Source organism: Leptospira kobayashii (assembly GCF_003114835.2).
Lineage (GTDB): Bacteria > Spirochaetota > Leptospiria > Leptospirales > Leptospiraceae > Leptospira_A > Leptospira_A kobayashii.
In genome coordinates, this window is record NZ_AP025028.1 from 2444501 (window position 1) to 2461532 (window position 17032).

A 17032-nucleotide genomic window follows, 5' to 3' on the forward strand; every position below is an offset into this window, starting at 1 on the left:
ACAACTGCCAACATCACTTTCGTTAAGGATTCATCTCGTAAGTATCCACCAAGGCAAGTAATTTGTCCTTATAGATACGATTGAATCTTTCTTCATTTAACACAGGTTTACGGAGTATCTTCAAACAATATTCCTGCTGAGCCGTCGTACTAGTCGGCTTGGAATACAATTGAGTTGCGAACTTTGAGAAATCCCTTACTAAAAAGTCGAAGATCTGGTCGATGATATCTTCTTCGGTTTTTTCCAATTTCGCACTTTCCAATACCAATTGCCCGTAAGCTACAAGAGTGAACATCTCACCGACTGTAAGCATAAAACCTATATCGGCATTCTGTTCTTTCGTAGGAGCTGCCTTTTCCAATAGCTCCTTAAATACCGCGATCTGTTCTTTGAAGATGGATATATTGGGAAGATTATAGGAATTATAAGCAATGTTATAATCATGAAAGAAAATCTTATCGAATCCTTTGGTTGTTGCACCTTGGTTGAATAGATAATTATCATCTTTGATGTCATAAACTCTTGGAATCACAGGAAGGTTTGTTTCCGGTTTGAAAAAATAATTTTGCATAAACCGCATAATGAGAACCATATTTACATGTACGGTTCCTTCCAGTCTCGGAAGCATCTGGATATCTCGAATCGCCATTTCAAAATATGCGTCTTTATTCAGTCCTTTTGCAGCAATGATGTCCCAAAGTCCGATCACTACTTCCTCACCTTGCGTAGTCACCTTCATCTTTTCCATCGGATTGAATAACAAATAACGCTTATCAGTTGCTGAAGCTGTTCTCATATAATCGGTCGCTCTTATGGAGAAAAGTTTCATTGCGATGAGCCGTGTATAAGAATCCATAAAGATCTGTTTGATATGAGGAAAGTCGGTTACATACTGATTGAAGAGTCTTCTATGTGCCGCATGATTGAGTGCTTCGTAAAAGGAATGAGTACAGATTCCGACCGATCCCCAACCCAAGTTGAATTTGCAAAATGCGATCGTTGCAAGGGAAGTATCCCAAGCTGCTCTTCCTTTTGAAATGATATCAGCTTCCGTAATCGGATAATCATGAAGTTCGAATTCCGCTACATAGTTTTGAGATGTTACAATATTTTGTTTGAGTTCGTAATTTTTATGTTGTGAATTCACTCCGAAAAATACGAATTCTCCCGTATCTTGCATCTTTCCGAATGTGGATACGATCGCCGCTTTGTTTCCGTTTCCAATATAAAACTTATCTCCGCTCGCTTTGTAAGTTCCGTCCCCATTGGGAATGAGCATCATATCGCTTCCGATCAGGTCGGCGCCGTGCTCTTTTTCGGATAAGCCGAACGCAAAAATTTCACCGTCTTCTAAAAGTTTGGCGGCTTTCTTTTTGATCTCTTCGTTTTTGCTGATCCAGATCGGACCGAGTCCGAGCATGGAAACCTGCCAGGTGTACCAGTAACAAAGTCCGTAAAATCCTAGGATTTCATTAAAGGCCATAATCCGGTTGCAGTCCCAACGGGAATCACTTGCTCCGTATCCGCTCGGAGTCATAAGAATCGCAAAAGCCTTTTCTTTTTTTACAAATTCCAAAAAGTCAGCATACCACACTTTATCATGGTCGTCTTGCATGAGTTTTCGTTTTCCTTTCGTTTCGAAAAACTTTACGGTTTTCAACATAAGGTTTCTAGATTTTTCATCTAAGTGAGAAAATGTTTCAGTTCTGGGATTGAATAGATTCACAGGGTTTCCTTTTCCAAAAGATTCATGTATAAGAATCTATCTATATGATTTGGGAACGGATTGTAAAGGGGTTTTTCTCTTTCAAAGAAAAGGGAAAGACCCCGCCATCCGGAAGGAATTATAACTAGAATTGTTAGTTATGTATTGCTAAAGCGACAGGATTTATTTTGACCCGATTGATTCTTAATACCAAGACCGAGGAAATCAGGCATAATCCTCCCGCAACCATGGTCGCAATCGTGTAAGCTCCGAAATTATCCCTTACCAAACCTCCGAATAAAGCGGCGAAAGCCGCACCCAATTGATGCCCTGCGACAACCCATCCGAAAATAATAGGAGCGTCTTTCGCACCGAAAACATCGTTTGTCAACCGAACCGTGGGAGGAACCGTTGCAATCCAATCCAGCCCATAAAACAATGCAAAGACGGGAAGTCCGAAATAACTGATACCGAATGCGGTAGGCAAGAATAACAACGCGAGTCCCCTCAGTCCGTAATACCAAAATAGCAAAACCCTATTGTTCCAACGATCTGACAGCCATCCGGACAATGTAGTTCCTATCAAATCCAATCCGCCCATAATGGCAAGAATGCTCGCACCTTCCACCGCACCCATCCCATAATCACCGCACATTGCGATGAAATGTGTTCCAATATAACCGTTGGTAGTTGCTCCGCAGATAAAAAAGCTAAAGAACAACAACCAAAAATCCTTTACCTTTACGGCGCGACCTAATGCACCGAAGGCGATCAGGATAGGATTTTTTTTGGAATCACCGGGAACCTGTTTGGTTCCTTCCGGTTCTCCATAAAGAGATAGATCCAAAGAGTCCGGTGATTCCGGTAACAAAAGGTACACAAGAGGAAAGATAAGAGCTATCCCGCAAGCGACCGTAAGAATCACAGGCCTCCAACCGTAAACTTCCACTATCTTTGCAAGCAGAGGTAAAAAAATAAGCTGACCTGTAGCGGAACTTGCTGTTAAAATCCCCATGGCAAGCCCTCTTTTTTCTTTGAACCAACGACTTACAATCGTGGCTCCGAGCGTTGTAGAAGTGACACCGGTAGCACAACCTACGATCACTCCCCATACCACCCACATCTGCCAACTGTACAACATTAGGCTGGAAAGTCCCACACTGATACCTAGAACTACCAAGGCGGAAAGAATCGTCTTTCTAAGCCCGAATCTTTCCATAGCCGCCGCGGAGAAAGGTCCCATCAAACCGAATAGTGCCAGGTTGATGGAAAGTGCGAATGAAATCGTCGCTCTATCCCAACCGAGCGCGGATTCCAAAGGAACCATTAAAACGCTGGGAGTGGCTCTGGTCCCTGCTGTGATCAGCATAATAAAAAAAGTAATACCGACTACAACCCAAGCATAATGAAACCTTTCTACAGTTCTTTTTGCAAGCCAGCTCGTGAATGATAACATATATTTTCCCCTTGCCAGAATTTCCAGGAAATCCAATTTTGTTACCGAGCAGTAACAATTATTCCAAAAACTGTACCGATCGGTAACAAGTCAAGGAGAAACATATGAAACAAAAAATATCTTCCCGACTCTCTAAGAAAAAATCCCCAAGAAAGTTCACTCCTAAACTGGAAGCCCAGGCTCAGATCATGGACGCCGCAGAAATTTTATTCTATAAGGAAGGGGCACGCATGATAGGTGTCGATGCGGTAGTCAAATTGGCGGGAGTCAATAAGATGTCTCTTTACAGACAATTCGAATCCAAGGATGCTTTGTTATTGGAATACCTGAAACGAAGGGATGAAAAATTTTGGAATTATCTGGAAGCGAGTTTTTCCAAACATCCCGATCATCCCGCCAAACAGTTGCTACAGTTTTTTATCGATTTGATGGAGAGAGCGAAAAATCCCGACTATAGAGGATGCCCCTTTATCAATATCGCCGTGGAATTTCCGGACAGAGACCACCCTGCCCGCTTGATGGTGGCGGAAAACAAAAGAAAACTGTTTCTTCGTTTGTTTGAAACTGCAAAAAAAACAAAAGCACCCAGGCCGAAACTTTTGGCAGAAGGGCTTGCCTTTTTAATTGAAGGTGCTTACACCGCAAGTCAAACCTACGGGAAAGATCATCCTATCCTGGATCACCTTCCCGATGTTGCCAAAACATTGCTAATCGGGGCGATCCCCAAACTAAGTTTATAATCTGGCCGCGAGTCTTGTTCCCTGATCTATGGCACGTTTGGCATCCAATTCCGCAGCCAAATCCGCACCACCTATCAAGTGTACATTAACACCCGCTTTTTCCAATGACTCCAAAAGTTCCCGATTGGGATCCTGACCGGCACAGATTACGATCGTGTCCGCTTCCACCTTTCTATCTTTTCCTTTCACTTCGATCAGGATTCCTTCCTTATCGATTTCTTTGTAAGTCACCCCTGAAATCTGATCGACTTTTCTGTCTTCCAAAGATGTTTTATGAATCCAACCTGTGGTCTTACCGAGTGTGGAACCGAATTTATTATTGGAGCGTTTCAACATTGTAACTTTACGATCCGATTTCATTTCCTGCTTAACGGATAAACCACCGTTTTCACTGATGGAGGTGTTGATTCCCCATTCTTTCAAATAATTTTCTTTTGTAAAAGGATGTCCCGCATCGGTAAGGTATAAACTCACATCAAACCCGATACCGCCGGCACCTATGACAGCTACGTTTTTTCCGGCAGGTTTTCCATTCAATACAAGATCCACATAACTGAGTACATTCGATTTTTCCATACCGGGAATGGAAGGCATACGAGGAACAACTCCTGTCGCAAGAACCACTTCATCGTATTTCCCTGAAATCAATTCTTCCGCGGATACTTTTTTCCCCAAATGCAACTGAACACCCGTTTGTTTGATTTTGTTTCCGAAATAACGGATCGTTTCTTTGAATTCTTCCTTACCGGGAATCCTTCTGGCGATATTCAATTGACCGCCTAACTCTTCATGAGCGTCGAAAAGAACGACTTCATGTCCTCTTTCCGCCAAAGTGGAAGCGCAAGACATTCCTCCGGGACCAGCACCGACTACAGCGATCTTTTTCTTTTTCGTCGTCGGCTCAATGATAAGCTCCGTTTCATGGCAAGCTCTCGGATTGACAAGACAACTTGTGATTTTTCCCACAAAGATATGATCGAGGCAGGCTTGGTTGCATGCAATACAAGTATTGATTTCTTCCGGTTTGCCCGCTTTCGCTTTGTTGACAAAATCCGGATCGGCAAGAAACGGACGCGCCATGGAAATCATATCCGCATCTCCTCTTGCCAAAACTTCTTCCGCAACTTCGGGCGTATTGATTCTGTTAGACGTAACCAAAGGAATCCCGACATGGCCTTTTACCTTTGCAGTTACCCATGTAAACGCAGCACGAGGGACCATCATGCCGATCGTAGGAATTCTCGCTTCATGCCAACCGATCCCCGTATTGATGATCGTTGCACCCGCTTTTTCCACTTCTTTGGCAAGTTGAAGTACTTCTTCTATATTTCCCCCGTCTTCCACAAGATCGAGCATAGAGAGTCGATAGATGATGATAAAATCTTTGCCTGCTTTTTTACGAACCGCTTTGATGATTTCCAAAGGAAAACGGATTCGATTTTCAAAACTTCCGCCCCAATCGTCCGTCCTATCGTTGGTTCGCCTAGCAATGAATTGGTTGATCAGATATCCTTCCGACCCCATCACTTCCACTCCATCGTAACCCGCTTCCCGGGCAAGGCTTGCGCAAGTCGCAAATTCATCTATGGTTTTCCAAATTTCCTCTTCCGTCAAAGGATGCGGCCTGAATACATTGATGGGTGCGCGAAGTGTGGAAGCTCCTACGATCTTATCATGATAACCGTATCTTCCCGTATGTAAAATCTGAAGGGCGATTTTTCCGCCTTCTCTATGAACAGCTTCCGTCACGGGTTTGTGGTGAAGCGCGACTTCCAAAGTATCCAGAACACTTCCGTCTTTTCCGACGCGGCCGGCTTCACTCGGAGCGATTCCACCGGTTACGATGAGCCCGCATCCTCCTTTCGCCCGTTCGCCGTAAAAGGCTGCCATTCTTTGGTAGCCGTTTTCCGCTTCTTCGAGTCCTGTGTGCATGGAACCCATCAAGGTTCTGTTCTTAAGTGTAGTGAATCCTAAATCGAGAGGTGCGAGTAGATGAGGAAAAGATTTCATTCCATCCAAACAAAGAAAATGACACAGTTTTGGCAAGAGAAACGAAATTAGTAAATTGAAACCGAGTCTCAAAGAGAAAAGGAAATAAAAAAACCACCGACTTTGGATCGATGGTCTTCCTTCAACGACTCTAAAGACTTAGAGAATTTGAATTATTTTTTAGGAGCTTCTTTCGAAGCATCCTTGTGTGCGTCCTTGGCAGCTTCTTTTTTAGGAGCTTCTTTCGGAGTTTCTTTAGGCGCATCTTTTTTAGGCGTCTCCTTCGGAGCAGTTTGAGCCATCAAAGATCCCAGAGTGATCACACAAACAATTAGAGTGGAGGTGATTAGTTTTTTCATTGTAACGAAGTCTGGCACTTGGGAAGAGCAATAGCAATCGAAAAATTTTTTTTTGAACCAGTCCATGTTTCAAATCGATTACAAAACTTAAAAACCCATACACCGTTTAAGAATGTTTAGTTGCTTTTAACTAGAATGATTCTAATAAAATCGGACGTAATACGCGAGTTTGGTTCCACTCTGATATCTTTTACCTTATCAAGAGAATAACCGAACTTGAAGACAAAACAATAAAGAATTGATTTGGAAAAAACCAAAACAAACTTAGATTCATAATATGTCTTTTTACCGATCCTACTTATCTCTCTGTTTTCGATTTGGAAAAAGATCCTTATTCTTATGGTTAATGGTTCTAAACCATTGTACAACAGTCGGTTTTCACAGTGATTCCCAAAGAGCCGCTATCAACTTCGGTCCTCCTGCGGAAATCAAAATCTGCACCATCCTGGAAACAGGGGTTTCGGAAGAAGAAACAAACAAGTTATTCGATTATTGGAACGAGGAGTTGAATTTATATTCTTTGAAAGTTATTCCTTTGATTTATCGGAAAATGGCAAGACCCGGATTTACGGGAGGAGCTATCTTTTCTTATCTTTATGATTTGGAGTTGGAACCTGGGTGTGATCGGATTCTTTATCTGAAAGGTAGAACCATAGGAGATATAGTTTACGAGTTTTTCACTCTAGGAATTTTTCTGGGAGTGGGTTTGAAACTGGAAATCCATGGTGCAGTCGATTCGAAAACCCATTCGAGAGGATATATCAAATCCAAATACATCTCCACCTTACAGATATTATTCACAAGCCCCGAATCCACATTGGTCCATGAAGGATACCACATGCTCGGATGCGGACATCAATTGTTTATGGAAAAATGTTATATCCAGATTCAAAAAATAAAAACTTTGGCAAGGGAAAAAGAAACGGAAGAGGGATTTTTCCCGACCATTACTCCCGAAGGAAAAAAATTTCAAACGAGAAGTGCGGTCCTTTCGGAAATGCAATAGCTGATCAAAAAGTTTCGATCCCTAAAAAGATTTAAAATTCCCGAACATGGAATCGGGATTCATATGATTTTTAGTAGACCGAGTCCAAAATCCTAAAAAGGCTTGGATATTCCCTACTTTTTAAACTATGAAATCAAAATATACGATCTCGCTTTTACTGATTTTCCTAACCCAATGCCATATTGATAAAAATGTTTCACTTACCAACGGGCCGAAGAGTAGCCTCAGTTGTTTAAAAAACAAATATTATATTGAAAATATATGTGACGATGAAGAAGCTCAGCTTGATTTTGCTGCCAAAACGAAAGAATATCCGAAGTTAGCCGATCTTACCCGAGAGGTGCTGCAAAAAGTGGCGCAAGATTCGGGAGACGTAGATCGTGCAGCTTCTTTGTTTTACCACAGAGCGATCAACGACCCGTTGTCAAAATCCTTTTTGGATTATGTTGTAAAAAAAGAAAGAGAGTATATAGGAAAATTTCCCAATTATGAAAAGGAAAAAATTCTCTTTGCATTCGTACCGGGAATGTTCTATAAAGACAATCCCAACCTGGGGACCGATGGAAAATTACTAAGAACGATCGCTGCCGATTTGGGAATCAAAGAAACGATAGTACCGATCGATCAAACAGGAACCATAGAAGACAATGGTAAGTTCTTATGTTCCTATATAAAAGAATTGAGTGAAAACAAGGAAATAAGCGGTGTTATACTGGCTTCTCTCAGCAAAGGCAGCAGTGATGTAAAGAAAGCCATGCAGATTTGCGGGAAGGAACCTTTTTTCAAAACGATCCGGGCTTGGTACAACATAGGCGGATTGAACAAAGGCACATTTGCAATCAATGCCATATTAAATAACTGGCGTTATCGCACGGAAGGCAAATTTTATTTCTGGACCAAAGGTTACAATTGGCAGGGCTTCATCGATATGCAGGGTGGAGACAATTCTCCCGTAGCAGGTGAATTGGAAAAACCGGATCATATTCTATTAGTCAATATCATGGGTGTTCCTCTAGACAGACATGTTACCGAAAGAGCCAGACCTTATTTCGAAGAGATCCGCCATCTGGGTCCGAGTGACGGACTGACTCTACTCGCAGACAGTTATATCCCCGGAAATATAACCTTCCCGCTTTGGAGAGAAGATCATTATTTTGCATGGCCGATTTATACACAAAGGATTCAGGCAGTCATCTCCTATATGGTGGAAAAACAATTTTGCAAAACAAAGGGATCCTGCAGAACTTTCGTTCCTGTGAAAAAAGAAGGTTAAAATATTTTCGTCTGAAAACGATCTATGGAAAAAAATACTCTGGATTACATTAGACATTTCGAAACGAATGATAAGTTAGGTGGTCTATTCCGATCGAAATGTATTTCTGTTTCTAAGGAAGAATGTCTGTATGAATACATTGCTTCTTCGGAACATTTTAATCCGAACGGAATCCTGCACGGAGGTGCGCTTTATACAGTGATGGATTCCAGTCAGGGAGCTTTTATCCATTATATACTGGAAGATATTTATAGATACGGAGCGACGGGAACCGCTACTATACGTTATTTAGCCCCTGTATCGGAAGAAAAAATAAAGATAAGAACCTGGCTGAAAGAAAAAGACAAAAGAAAATACATCATCTGCTCTGAAGCAAAAAACGAAGCAGGAACTATCGTCGCGACTTTGGAAGAAATCTGGATTGCTATTTTAAAATAAAAGAAGCCGGCAAAAAACACAAAACTATAAAATATATATTTTACTTTCCCGCACTCTATCCAATACTGGCCACAAATATAAACATCCGCTCATTCTTTTTGTTCAAATATTCGAACTGATTTCCGTTGGGACCAGCGCAAAACAACGATTTATTGTTTTTAGCCCCTCAACTCGTTCAGTCCGAAGACTAGTGTTTTTTCGACAGCATAGTTTTGTCTAAAAGGTTTTATGACGCGGTATATTTTCTTTTTTTTATTTCTACTTATCTTCCCGGGTTGTATCCGACTCCCCTCTTCCAATGCATGCGACACAACTCAAACGAAATTTTTGAGTTTGATTTTGCTCAAAGACATTCTCGAAGACCATAGTTCCCTTTGTTGGAACAAAAGAAATACTTCCCAAACTTCTACTTCTTCCGAGACCAAAGCATGTAACTTAAGTTACACCCAAATTGCCGATGCCGCACATTGGGAAATTGTAAAAAAAGAAATGAATCTGCAAATTGCAAAAGGTGTGAACGGTTCGGAAGCAGTCGTTCAATTCAGTTCTTCTGTAACATCTGTTTTGGGGGGAAGTTCCTCGGAAGCATTCCAAGGAGGGATCGCATCTCCGAACGGAAAGATCTATTTCCTTCCTTATGCAAGTTCGAAATACCATGAATTGGATTCATCTACGGGTATTCCTAACGCATTCGGTTCAACTCCTGCATATGCGGCTTCCATAGGAGGATCTTTAGGGACGGGCGGAAAAATCTATTTGGCACCTCATCAGGACAATGTGTTCAGGTCGATCAATACGAACGATAACTCTATTGAAAATTATGGAACTGATACCAATTTAGGAATCGGATCGCAAGCTTACAGCGGTTCTGTGTCAGCACCGAACGGAAAGATTTATTTTGTTCCAAACTCCGAACCGTATGTCCGTTACATTGACACAAAGGACAATTCAATCGGAAGAATCGCAACAACAGTGGCCGGGAGTTTTTCTGCAGGAGTTTTGGCATCCAACGGTTTCATTTATCTTATTCCTTTCGGTAGCAATTCCGTTCAATACATTGATACAAAGGATGATACGATTCATTCGATCGGACCTACCCTTCCCAATGCAAACAAATACATCAACGCCACCTTAGCACCAAATGGGAAAATATATCTCACTCCGTATGACGAAACTCAATTCAGATATATAGATACGAACAATAACACTGTAGTTGATTTCGAAACCCCATTGTCATCATCCCCTTCCGGAAAATTCAACGGAAACGTTCTTGCCCCGAACGGAAGAATTTATCTGATACCTTATAATAACGCTACTTTCACATATATTGATACTGCAAACGATACTATAACTAATTTCGGAACCAATCCCAATTCACCGACAAACACTACATTTCGGGGAGGAGCGCTTGCCTCCGACGGGAAAATTTATCTCGCTCCTCATAATATAGATAATTATTATTATATAGATACGAAGTCAGTCGGTAGTTTTTGCGACTCCATTCGTCTTTCCTATTATTGGAATAAACAGTAAAATACGGCTCTCTGATTATAAAATACACATATTGTCGAAAGAAAAAAGGTAATAAAACAAATTCTAAAAACAAAACTCTATTCTTGCCTTTTTCCTTCGCTTTCATAAATATTGCAAAGAAGGCAAAACATACTTGATAGAACCCTTATTATTAGCGCTCACCAGCATTACGACAAAATTCAATCAGGCGGAACTTACCAAAGCCACTGGATTTTTCTTTGAAAGAGAAAATCGCCTATATCTAGTTACAGCAAGACATGTGGTATTCGACAAACAAACAAACCACGAACCCAACTCACTACTCATCAACCTTCATATAGATCGCCAGAACATAACGATTACCACCGATTTCTCCATACCTCTTTATAAAAACGGCAAACCTGTTTGGAAAGAAGGATACGATTCAGGCGGAGCCGTGGACGTATGTGTGATTGAATTGGATAGAAAAGCATTGGGAGAAACTACTTTCTTGCGTGCTTTTACGGTCAACCACCTGATCAAACAACTGGATCAAATCGAAGTCGGTACTTCGGCCGTGATCGTAGGATTTCCTTTGGGATTTTATGACACTCTTCATAAACTTCCTGTGGCAAGACAAGCACTCATCTCTTCCTCTTTTGGAATTCGCTTCCAAGGTCACGGTTATTTTTTAACCGATGCGCAAATGCATAGAGGTTCCAGCGGAGCTCCGGTGGTTGTGAAAACCCATTCGGGAGTTTCTAAAAGAGGAGATTTTGACTGGAGTCTTATCGGCATCCATACGTCTAGAATGGATGTAAGTACAAGAGATGCAAGTGAGGATGAAAGATTGAATTTGAACTGTGCTTGGTATGCAGACGTGTTAATGAAGCTAACGGACTGATAAAATTGCAGACTGCTTAAACTTTATGCTTTTTCGGGCTCCAAAAATCCAAAAAATACCATGCGGAACGAACTACTCATTTGAGTGATTGCCAATTTTAATTTTGTCAAAAAATTATATATTTTGCTTTCTTGGGAAGAATCTTTTTTTTAGCTTCTATTTTATGATTCGGGGCCATAAGGGTTTTAAGAGTAGAAAAACATATTTATTCATTATGGTTTTACTCACGATTTTGTTTTGCAAACCTTCGATGGATGACGAATGCGATCCATTCGGAGAAAAAAACAAATCCACCATCTTACTAAGAACACTGTTAGGAGATAATAGTGTTTTTTGCGGAAAGGCTTCTTCTTCCCTAAGCAACAAAGTTATAGTAGCAGCCACTCAGTTTCAATGCCCATCGGATTCAGTTCCGATTGTAAACGGCAGTTCCGTTTCCATGCAAGTTACAACGAACGGAACGGAACTCAATTATTCCATAAGCTCCGATCTTCCCGCCGGGCTTACATTGGACAAATCCTCCGGAAAGATTACAGGCTCTTACACGGCATACAAGGGCTTTTTCAAAGACTACACAATTACAGCTTCCAATTCCCTCGGAACCGCTTCCTGCACTTTCACTCCTAAGTTTATGGGAAAGCTTCCCTTTACGACCAATATCACAAGCTGCTGGGATAGCTCCGGTACTTCCGATCCTACTTGTACAAGCCCGGTAGGCCAAGATGGTTCTCTAAGAATAGGAACAACCCGCGATTTTACCGGGCCGACACTGGTCGGTTCCGATACGATTACCAAAGACAATATAACAGGACTTACATGGACAAGCTGCAATATGGGTCAATCGGATATCAACTGTCTTACCGGCTCTGCCAACACATATACTTTAAGCACTGCTCAAGCCGCTTGTAGCAGTTTGGATTCCGCCAACTCAGGAGCCGGGTATGCTAATTTAAAAGGATGGAGGGTTCCCGAACGGGAAGAATATCCGCATATAATTAATCTCGCGGTAAGTAATCCTCCTGTTTTTTCGGCGTATTTCCCTCAAACAATTTCATACAATTATAAAACGAATACCATTCCCCCGAACTCACCGGGTAACACCTGGTATCCGACTTTAATAGAAGGGGCATACGGAGCGGGATCATTTACGGACGGACATTATCTAAGGTGTGTTACAAATACCTTCGATTCGACCAAAAGACTTTTAGACAACCAGAATGGAACTGTTACCGATTTGAACACTTCCTTAGTGTGGCAAAAATGTTCCGTAGGATTTTCCAATGTTACAAATTGTACGGGAGGAAGTGCAACTCCTTCCAATTGGTTGACTGCAATGAATACCTGCAATTCCTTAAGTCTTGCAGGAAGAACCTGGAGACTCCCCAATGCAAGGGAATTGGAAAGTCTTGTGGATTTTTACAGAACACCCGATCCTGCAACCGTCAATCCAACTTACTTTCCAAATACGAGTACCGGCAATTATTATTGGACTTCATCAACAACCGTAACAGCTCCGACCAATGCATGGTTCGTAGGGTTTGGTGCGGGAGAACATTCCTATATGTTAAAATCTACAAATACACTGTTTACCCGTTGCGTTTCTTCTTTTTAGAAAACCACTTTTCTTTGGCAAAAAGGCGAACTTATTTCAAATAAATTTTCGGAAATACAAAACCAGCTTGCAAATCCGCCTAATTCATGCTAAAGGAAACTCATTGGGTGGCGGGTGGTTAACCCCACCCAGATCAGGGCGGGGAAATCCGTCCTAAACCAAAACCAACCCTTAACTTCACAAATTACACTCGTTAATCTATTCACCCGGCAGAACAAAACCTGAATTTGATTCACTGTTTTTGCCAATTCACCCAAACTCGGATGCCCATTCCTTTCACAGTATCTTTCCTCAGATTTTCCCCCATCTTCTGCCTTGACAATCTGCCCTTAGATTCGACTTTTAACCAAGTTACCTAGTGCTAGCACGCTAGATTCCACAAATGAGACAAGGAAATCCATGAAAGTCCACGAATACCAGGCAAAAGAAATCCTACGTAGACATAATGCTAACGTTCCCTTCGGAAAAGTCATCGATAATGCCGCTGACTGGGAAAAAGCATACAATGAAGTAGTTCAAAAATCACCCGTAGTGGTGGTGAAAGCGCAGATCCATGCCGGTGGGCGTGGAAAAGGTGGCGGTGTAAAAGTTACCAAAACCAAAGACGATGCGAAAGCAGCCGTAGACAAAATCTTAGGTATGCAACTCATCACTCCTCAAACCGGTCCGGAAGGAAAAAAAGTCCTTAAGGTTTACCTGGAACAAGGAATCGACATCGCAAAAGAATATTATATTTCTATTCTTCTGGACAGAGCATTCCGCAAAACAATCATTATGGCATCCACCGAAGGTGGTATGGAGATTGAAGAAGTTGCGGAAACCCATCCGGAAAAAATCATCAAAATCCAAATCGATCCGGGTATCGGTGTTCAAGGTTCTCAAATCAGAGAACTTGCATTTGCATTGGGAATTCCTACGGAAGCTCAAAAATCCTTCACTAGTCTTGTAAATTCCATTTACAACGCTTATATCAAAGAAGATGCGGCGCTACTTGAAATCAACCCTCTGATCCTTACCAAAGGAAATGAAATCGTTGCAGGTGACTGCAAGATGGATCTGGATGAAAACGCACTTTACAGACACACCGAAAACGAAGCTTACCGCGACGTTACGGAAGAAGATCCTTACGAAGTAAAAGCGAAAGAATTCAACCTAAACTACGTAAAACTCGATGGAAACATCGGTTGTATGGTAAACGGTGCGGGTCTTGCTATGGCGACTATGGATATAGTAAAATTAGCGGGTGCAGAACCGGCTAACTTCCTGGACGTGGGAGGCGGAGCGAACCCTGTAACGGTAGAAAACGGTTTCCGTCTGATCTTATCCGACCCGAACGTAAAAGGTATTTTTGTAAATATTTTCGGTGGAATCGTTCGTTGCGATCGAGTGGCAAACGGTGTGATCGAAGCTGCAAAAAAAGTAAACATCCATGTTCCAGTTGTCGTTCGATTGAAAGGAACCAACGCGGAAGAAGGTAAAAAGATCCTGAACGAATCAGGACTCAATATCGTAGGAGTGGAAGGACTCCGTGATGCGGCCGACAAGATCGTTTCGCTCATAGGGAAGTAGGGAGAAGATATGACTGTTTTAGTAGATGCTAATACAAAAGTGGTAGTCCAAGGGATTACCGGTAAAGAAGGAACTTTCCACGCAACACAGATGTTAGATTATGGCACCAAAGTTGTTGCGGGAGTGACTCCCGGAAAAGGTGGCCAAACTTGGACTTCTGAAACCGGCAAGTCCGTTCCTGTTCGTAACACAATCAAAGACGCGATGAAAGAAGACGGAGCCAATGCTGCAATCATCTTTGTTCCGCCTCCGTTTGCCGCTGACGCCATTTTGGAAGGCATTTTTGCCGAGATCCCTCTTGTGGTATGTATTACGGAAGGAATTCCTACTCACGACATGCTTAAAGTTTACAGCGTTCTTCGTAACTCTAAGACAAAGCTGGTAGGACCAAACTGCCCAGGAGTCATCAATCCGTTTCACAAAGTGAAAATGGGGATTATGCCCGGATTTATCCACAACCCTGGTAAAATCGGAATCGTTTCCCGTTCCGGAACTTTGACTTACGAATCCGTAGCAGCACTCACTGCAGCAGGACTCGGTCAATCCACATGTATCGGTATCGGAGGAGACCCAGTTCCGGGAATGAATCATACCGAAGCAGTTCGCCTTTTGAACGAAGATCCGGACACTGAGGGAATCGTGATGATCGGCGAAATCGGCGGAACTTCCGAAGAAGAAGCTGCAGCTTATATCAAAGCTCACGTGAAAAAGCCGGTTGTGGGATTCATCGCAGGTCAAACTGCTCCTCCTGGCAAAAGAATGGGGCACGCAGGTGCCATCATTTCCGGGGGAATGGGAACTGCAACTTCCAAGATTGCCGCAATGAAAGACGCGGGTGTGAGCATTTGCGCGCATATCGGAGAAGTAGGTGAAAAAATGAAGGCTGCTCTAGGAAAATAGAGCGATTTTTTAAGGGAGAGAGTCAAACTAGTATATATGGAACGTCGTTCAGCAATTTCAGTTCTTTTTTTGACTCTCTCATCCTTGGCTTTGCTCGCTGCAGAGTCGGATAAAAATTTCGAACTCAACTTAAAAGATGCAGTTCGTTATGCAATAGATAACAACCGTGATGTGATGCGAGCCAGACTGGAACTTGCAAAATCGGATACGGATTATTTGAAGAACGAAGGTAAATATTCCTGGAGAGCGTTAGCCGGGACCGACATTCAACAAAATAGATTTCCTTATAACCAAAACAATTTGTTCACAGGAACAAAAACCCAAACAAACAACTATTCTGCGGGGATTGATAAACTTTTTACTACAGGAACTTATTTCAAGCTCGAAGCAAAACAAACCAGATTTGACTCGAACGCATTCGAAGATCCTTTGAAAACTCCTGCCGGATTCGGAGCATTGGGAATTCCTCCTCTTTTTACCGATTCCATCAACGTGACCATTTCGCAAGATTTGCTGAAGAACGCATTCGGTTACAAAGAAAGAAATGTGGAGACCATGCTTGAAAACCAGTCTTTGATCCTCAAAGACCAATTGGAAGAACAAGTTTCCCAAAAGGTAATCAATGCACTCGTTGACTATTGGAATTATAATGTAAAAGATTCCAGTTACCAAACATTCGAACAACTTTTAAAAAATACAAAAACGGTAAGAGACCTAACTATCCGCAAACAAGGATTAGGTCTCTCTGAGTCCTTTGAAGTCAATCAATGGAATGCGCTTCTCGCACAAGTGGAAGGACAGATGGCTCAAGCAGAAGCGGAAAGAGAAGAAGCAAAAAGAAAATTAATTCGATCACTCAATCTTCCCGAAACTACTGTTTTTTCTAAGACAACTCCTCTTTCCGAAGAACTTCCTCCCAATATCAATTATGAAACCGATATCAATTATGCTTATTTGCATAGAGCTGATTTCAAAAGCATCGCCCGCAAAAAAGAAAATGCGGAACTAGCACTAAAAAATGCCAAAAACGATGCGTTGCCTACTTTGAAGGCGGCAGGTACTTACGGATACCAAGCGCAGAACCTACAAGGCGGATCTACTAATTACACAGCAGATAAAAACGGTGTGTTTACCGGATCTTATCCTGTGATGCAAGGTTCAATCGACATGAGTTACCCGATCGGAGACACAGGTGTCAAAGCCGGTTTACGTGATGCGGAGATTCAAAAAAGACAGGTTGGATTGGAAGAAGAAGACCTGACAAAATCCGTAGCCGATGACGTAAGAACTAGAATCGATATTTTAAAAGCTTCTTATAAAGTAATGGAAAATGCCAAAAAGACGGAAGATGAAGCAAAAAAGTATTACGCAGGTGTTCTAAGATCCTTCCAACAAGGAAGATTCAATGCACTTACCGTTAAAAATTCATTGGACACATTGGTGCAAGACCAACTAGCACTCGTTCGTGCAAAAGTGGATTTCAACATCAACTTACATCGCTATTATGTTTCAAAAAACGCTCTCTTTGAAGAATACGGAGTGGATCGCGCCCGACTACTTCCGGAAGGATTCCAAAAATAAAAGAAAAGG

Annotated in this window: 14 protein-coding genes; 10 read left to right on the top strand and 4 right to left on the bottom strand. The window is 42.0% G+C overall.

Features of this window, described 5'->3' with window-relative positions; translation table 11 throughout:
* Positions 1-22: 22 nt before the first annotated feature.
* Positions 23-1726, bottom strand: coding sequence for an acyl-CoA dehydrogenase family protein (locus DI077_RS10990; protein ID WP_167837108.1), 1704 nt, complete (start codon positions 1724-1726; stop codon positions 23-25).
* Positions 1727-1859: 133 nt separating this feature from the next.
* A complete protein-coding gene (locus DI077_RS10995) occupies positions 1860-3161 on the bottom strand; it encodes an MFS transporter (protein WP_109019583.1) in 1302 nt (433 codons plus the stop codon).
* Between the two features lie 104 nt (positions 3162-3265).
* Here DI077_RS10995 and DI077_RS11000 point away from each other — a divergent pair, with 104 nt between their 5' ends.
* Positions 3266-3901, top strand: a complete 636-nt coding sequence (locus DI077_RS11000) for a TetR/AcrR family transcriptional regulator (protein ID WP_109019343.1) — start codon at positions 3266-3268, stop codon at positions 3899-3901.
* On the opposite strand, the gene DI077_RS11005 is transcribed toward DI077_RS11000, so the two are convergent.
* Both DI077_RS11005 and DI077_RS11010 read right to left on the bottom strand, forming a co-directional pair.
* Positions 3896-5911: an NADPH-dependent 2,4-dienoyl-CoA reductase gene (locus DI077_RS11005; RefSeq protein ID WP_109019342.1), complete on the bottom strand. Its 2016-nt coding sequence runs from the start codon at positions 5909-5911 to the stop codon at positions 3896-3898. The two genes, DI077_RS11000 and DI077_RS11005, sit on opposite strands and share 6 nt — an antisense overlap.
* 152 nt (positions 5912-6063) lie before the next feature.
* The gene (locus DI077_RS11010) at positions 6064-6249 is read right to left on the bottom strand and encodes a hypothetical protein (protein ID WP_135354855.1); all 186 of its coding nucleotides are present in this window, start codon (positions 6247-6249) and stop codon (positions 6064-6066) included.
* 277 nt (positions 6250-6526) lie between these two features.
* On the opposite strand from DI077_RS11010, the gene DI077_RS11015 reads away from it, so the two are divergent.
* From DI077_RS11015 to DI077_RS11055, 9 genes are all read left to right on the top strand, one after another.
* Positions 6527-7255, top strand: a complete 729-nt coding sequence (locus tag DI077_RS11015; RefSeq protein WP_109019340.1) for a hypothetical protein — start codon at positions 6527-6529, stop codon at positions 7253-7255.
* 127 nt (positions 7256-7382) lie between these two features.
* Positions 7383-8528: a hypothetical protein gene (locus tag DI077_RS11020; RefSeq protein ID WP_109019339.1), complete on the top strand. Its 1146-nt coding sequence runs from the start codon at positions 7383-7385 to the stop codon at positions 8526-8528.
* A gap of 24 nt (positions 8529-8552) precedes the next feature.
* On the top strand, positions 8553-8966 hold the full coding sequence (locus tag DI077_RS11025; RefSeq protein ID WP_109019338.1) for a PaaI family thioesterase: 414 nt from the start codon (positions 8553-8555) through the stop codon (positions 8964-8966).
* A 228-nt stretch (positions 8967-9194) separates the two neighbouring features.
* Positions 9195-10499 (top strand): NHL repeat-containing protein, encoded by a 1305-nt coding sequence (locus DI077_RS11030; RefSeq protein WP_109019337.1) that lies wholly within the window; start codon positions 9195-9197, stop codon positions 10497-10499.
* A gap of 133 nt (positions 10500-10632) precedes the next feature.
* Positions 10633-11361, top strand: coding sequence for a S1 family peptidase (locus DI077_RS11035; protein WP_109019336.1), 729 nt, complete (start codon positions 10633-10635; stop codon positions 11359-11361).
* A gap of 214 nt (positions 11362-11575) precedes the next feature.
* Entirely contained in the window at positions 11576-12973 is a 1398-nt protein-coding gene (locus DI077_RS11040; protein ID WP_167837107.1) for an Lcl C-terminal domain-containing protein, read from the top strand.
* A gap of 399 nt (positions 12974-13372) precedes the next feature.
* Entirely contained in the window at positions 13373-14542 is a 1170-nt protein-coding gene (sucC, locus tag DI077_RS11045; RefSeq protein ID WP_109019334.1) for an ADP-forming succinate--CoA ligase subunit beta, read from the top strand.
* Between the two features lie 9 nt (positions 14543-14551).
* Entirely contained in the window at positions 14552-15442 is an 891-nt protein-coding gene (gene sucD, locus DI077_RS11050) for a succinate--CoA ligase subunit alpha (protein WP_109019333.1), read from the top strand.
* A gap of 36 nt (positions 15443-15478) precedes the next feature.
* Positions 15479-17023 (top strand): TolC family protein, encoded by a 1545-nt coding sequence (locus DI077_RS11055; protein WP_109019332.1) that lies wholly within the window; start codon positions 15479-15481, stop codon positions 17021-17023.
* Positions 17024-17032: the final 9 nt, after the last annotated feature.

Coding starts and splice junctions, on each gene's coding strand:
- DI077_RS10995 (WP_109019583.1), bottom strand. CDS start 3,161: ATGTTATCATTCACGAGCTGGCTTGCAAAAAGAACTGTAGAAAGGTTT.
- DI077_RS11000 (WP_109019343.1), top strand. CDS start 3,266: ATGAAACAAAAAATATCTTCCCGACTCTCTAAGAAAAAATCCCCAAGA.
- DI077_RS11005 (WP_109019342.1), bottom strand. CDS start 5,911: ATGAAATCTTTTCCTCATCTACTCGCACCTCTCGATTTAGGATTCACT.
- DI077_RS11010 (WP_135354855.1), bottom strand. CDS start 6,249: ATGAAAAAACTAATCACCTCCACTCTAATTGTTTGTGTGATCACTCTG.
- DI077_RS11015 (WP_109019340.1), top strand. CDS start 6,527: ATGTCTTTTTACCGATCCTACTTATCTCTCTGTTTTCGATTTGGAAAA.
- DI077_RS11020 (WP_109019339.1), top strand. CDS start 7,383: ATGAAATCAAAATATACGATCTCGCTTTTACTGATTTTCCTAACCCAA.
- DI077_RS11025 (WP_109019338.1), top strand. CDS start 8,553: ATGGAAAAAAATACTCTGGATTACATTAGACATTTCGAAACGAATGAT.
- DI077_RS11030 (WP_109019337.1), top strand. CDS start 9,195: ATGACGCGGTATATTTTCTTTTTTTTATTTCTACTTATCTTCCCGGGT.
- DI077_RS11040 (WP_167837107.1), top strand. CDS start 11,576: ATGGTTTTACTCACGATTTTGTTTTGCAAACCTTCGATGGATGACGAA.
- sucC (WP_109019334.1), top strand. CDS start 13,373: ATGAAAGTCCACGAATACCAGGCAAAAGAAATCCTACGTAGACATAAT.
- sucD (WP_109019333.1), top strand. CDS start 14,552: ATGACTGTTTTAGTAGATGCTAATACAAAAGTGGTAGTCCAAGGGATT.
- DI077_RS11055 (WP_109019332.1), top strand. CDS start 15,479: ATGGAACGTCGTTCAGCAATTTCAGTTCTTTTTTTGACTCTCTCATCC.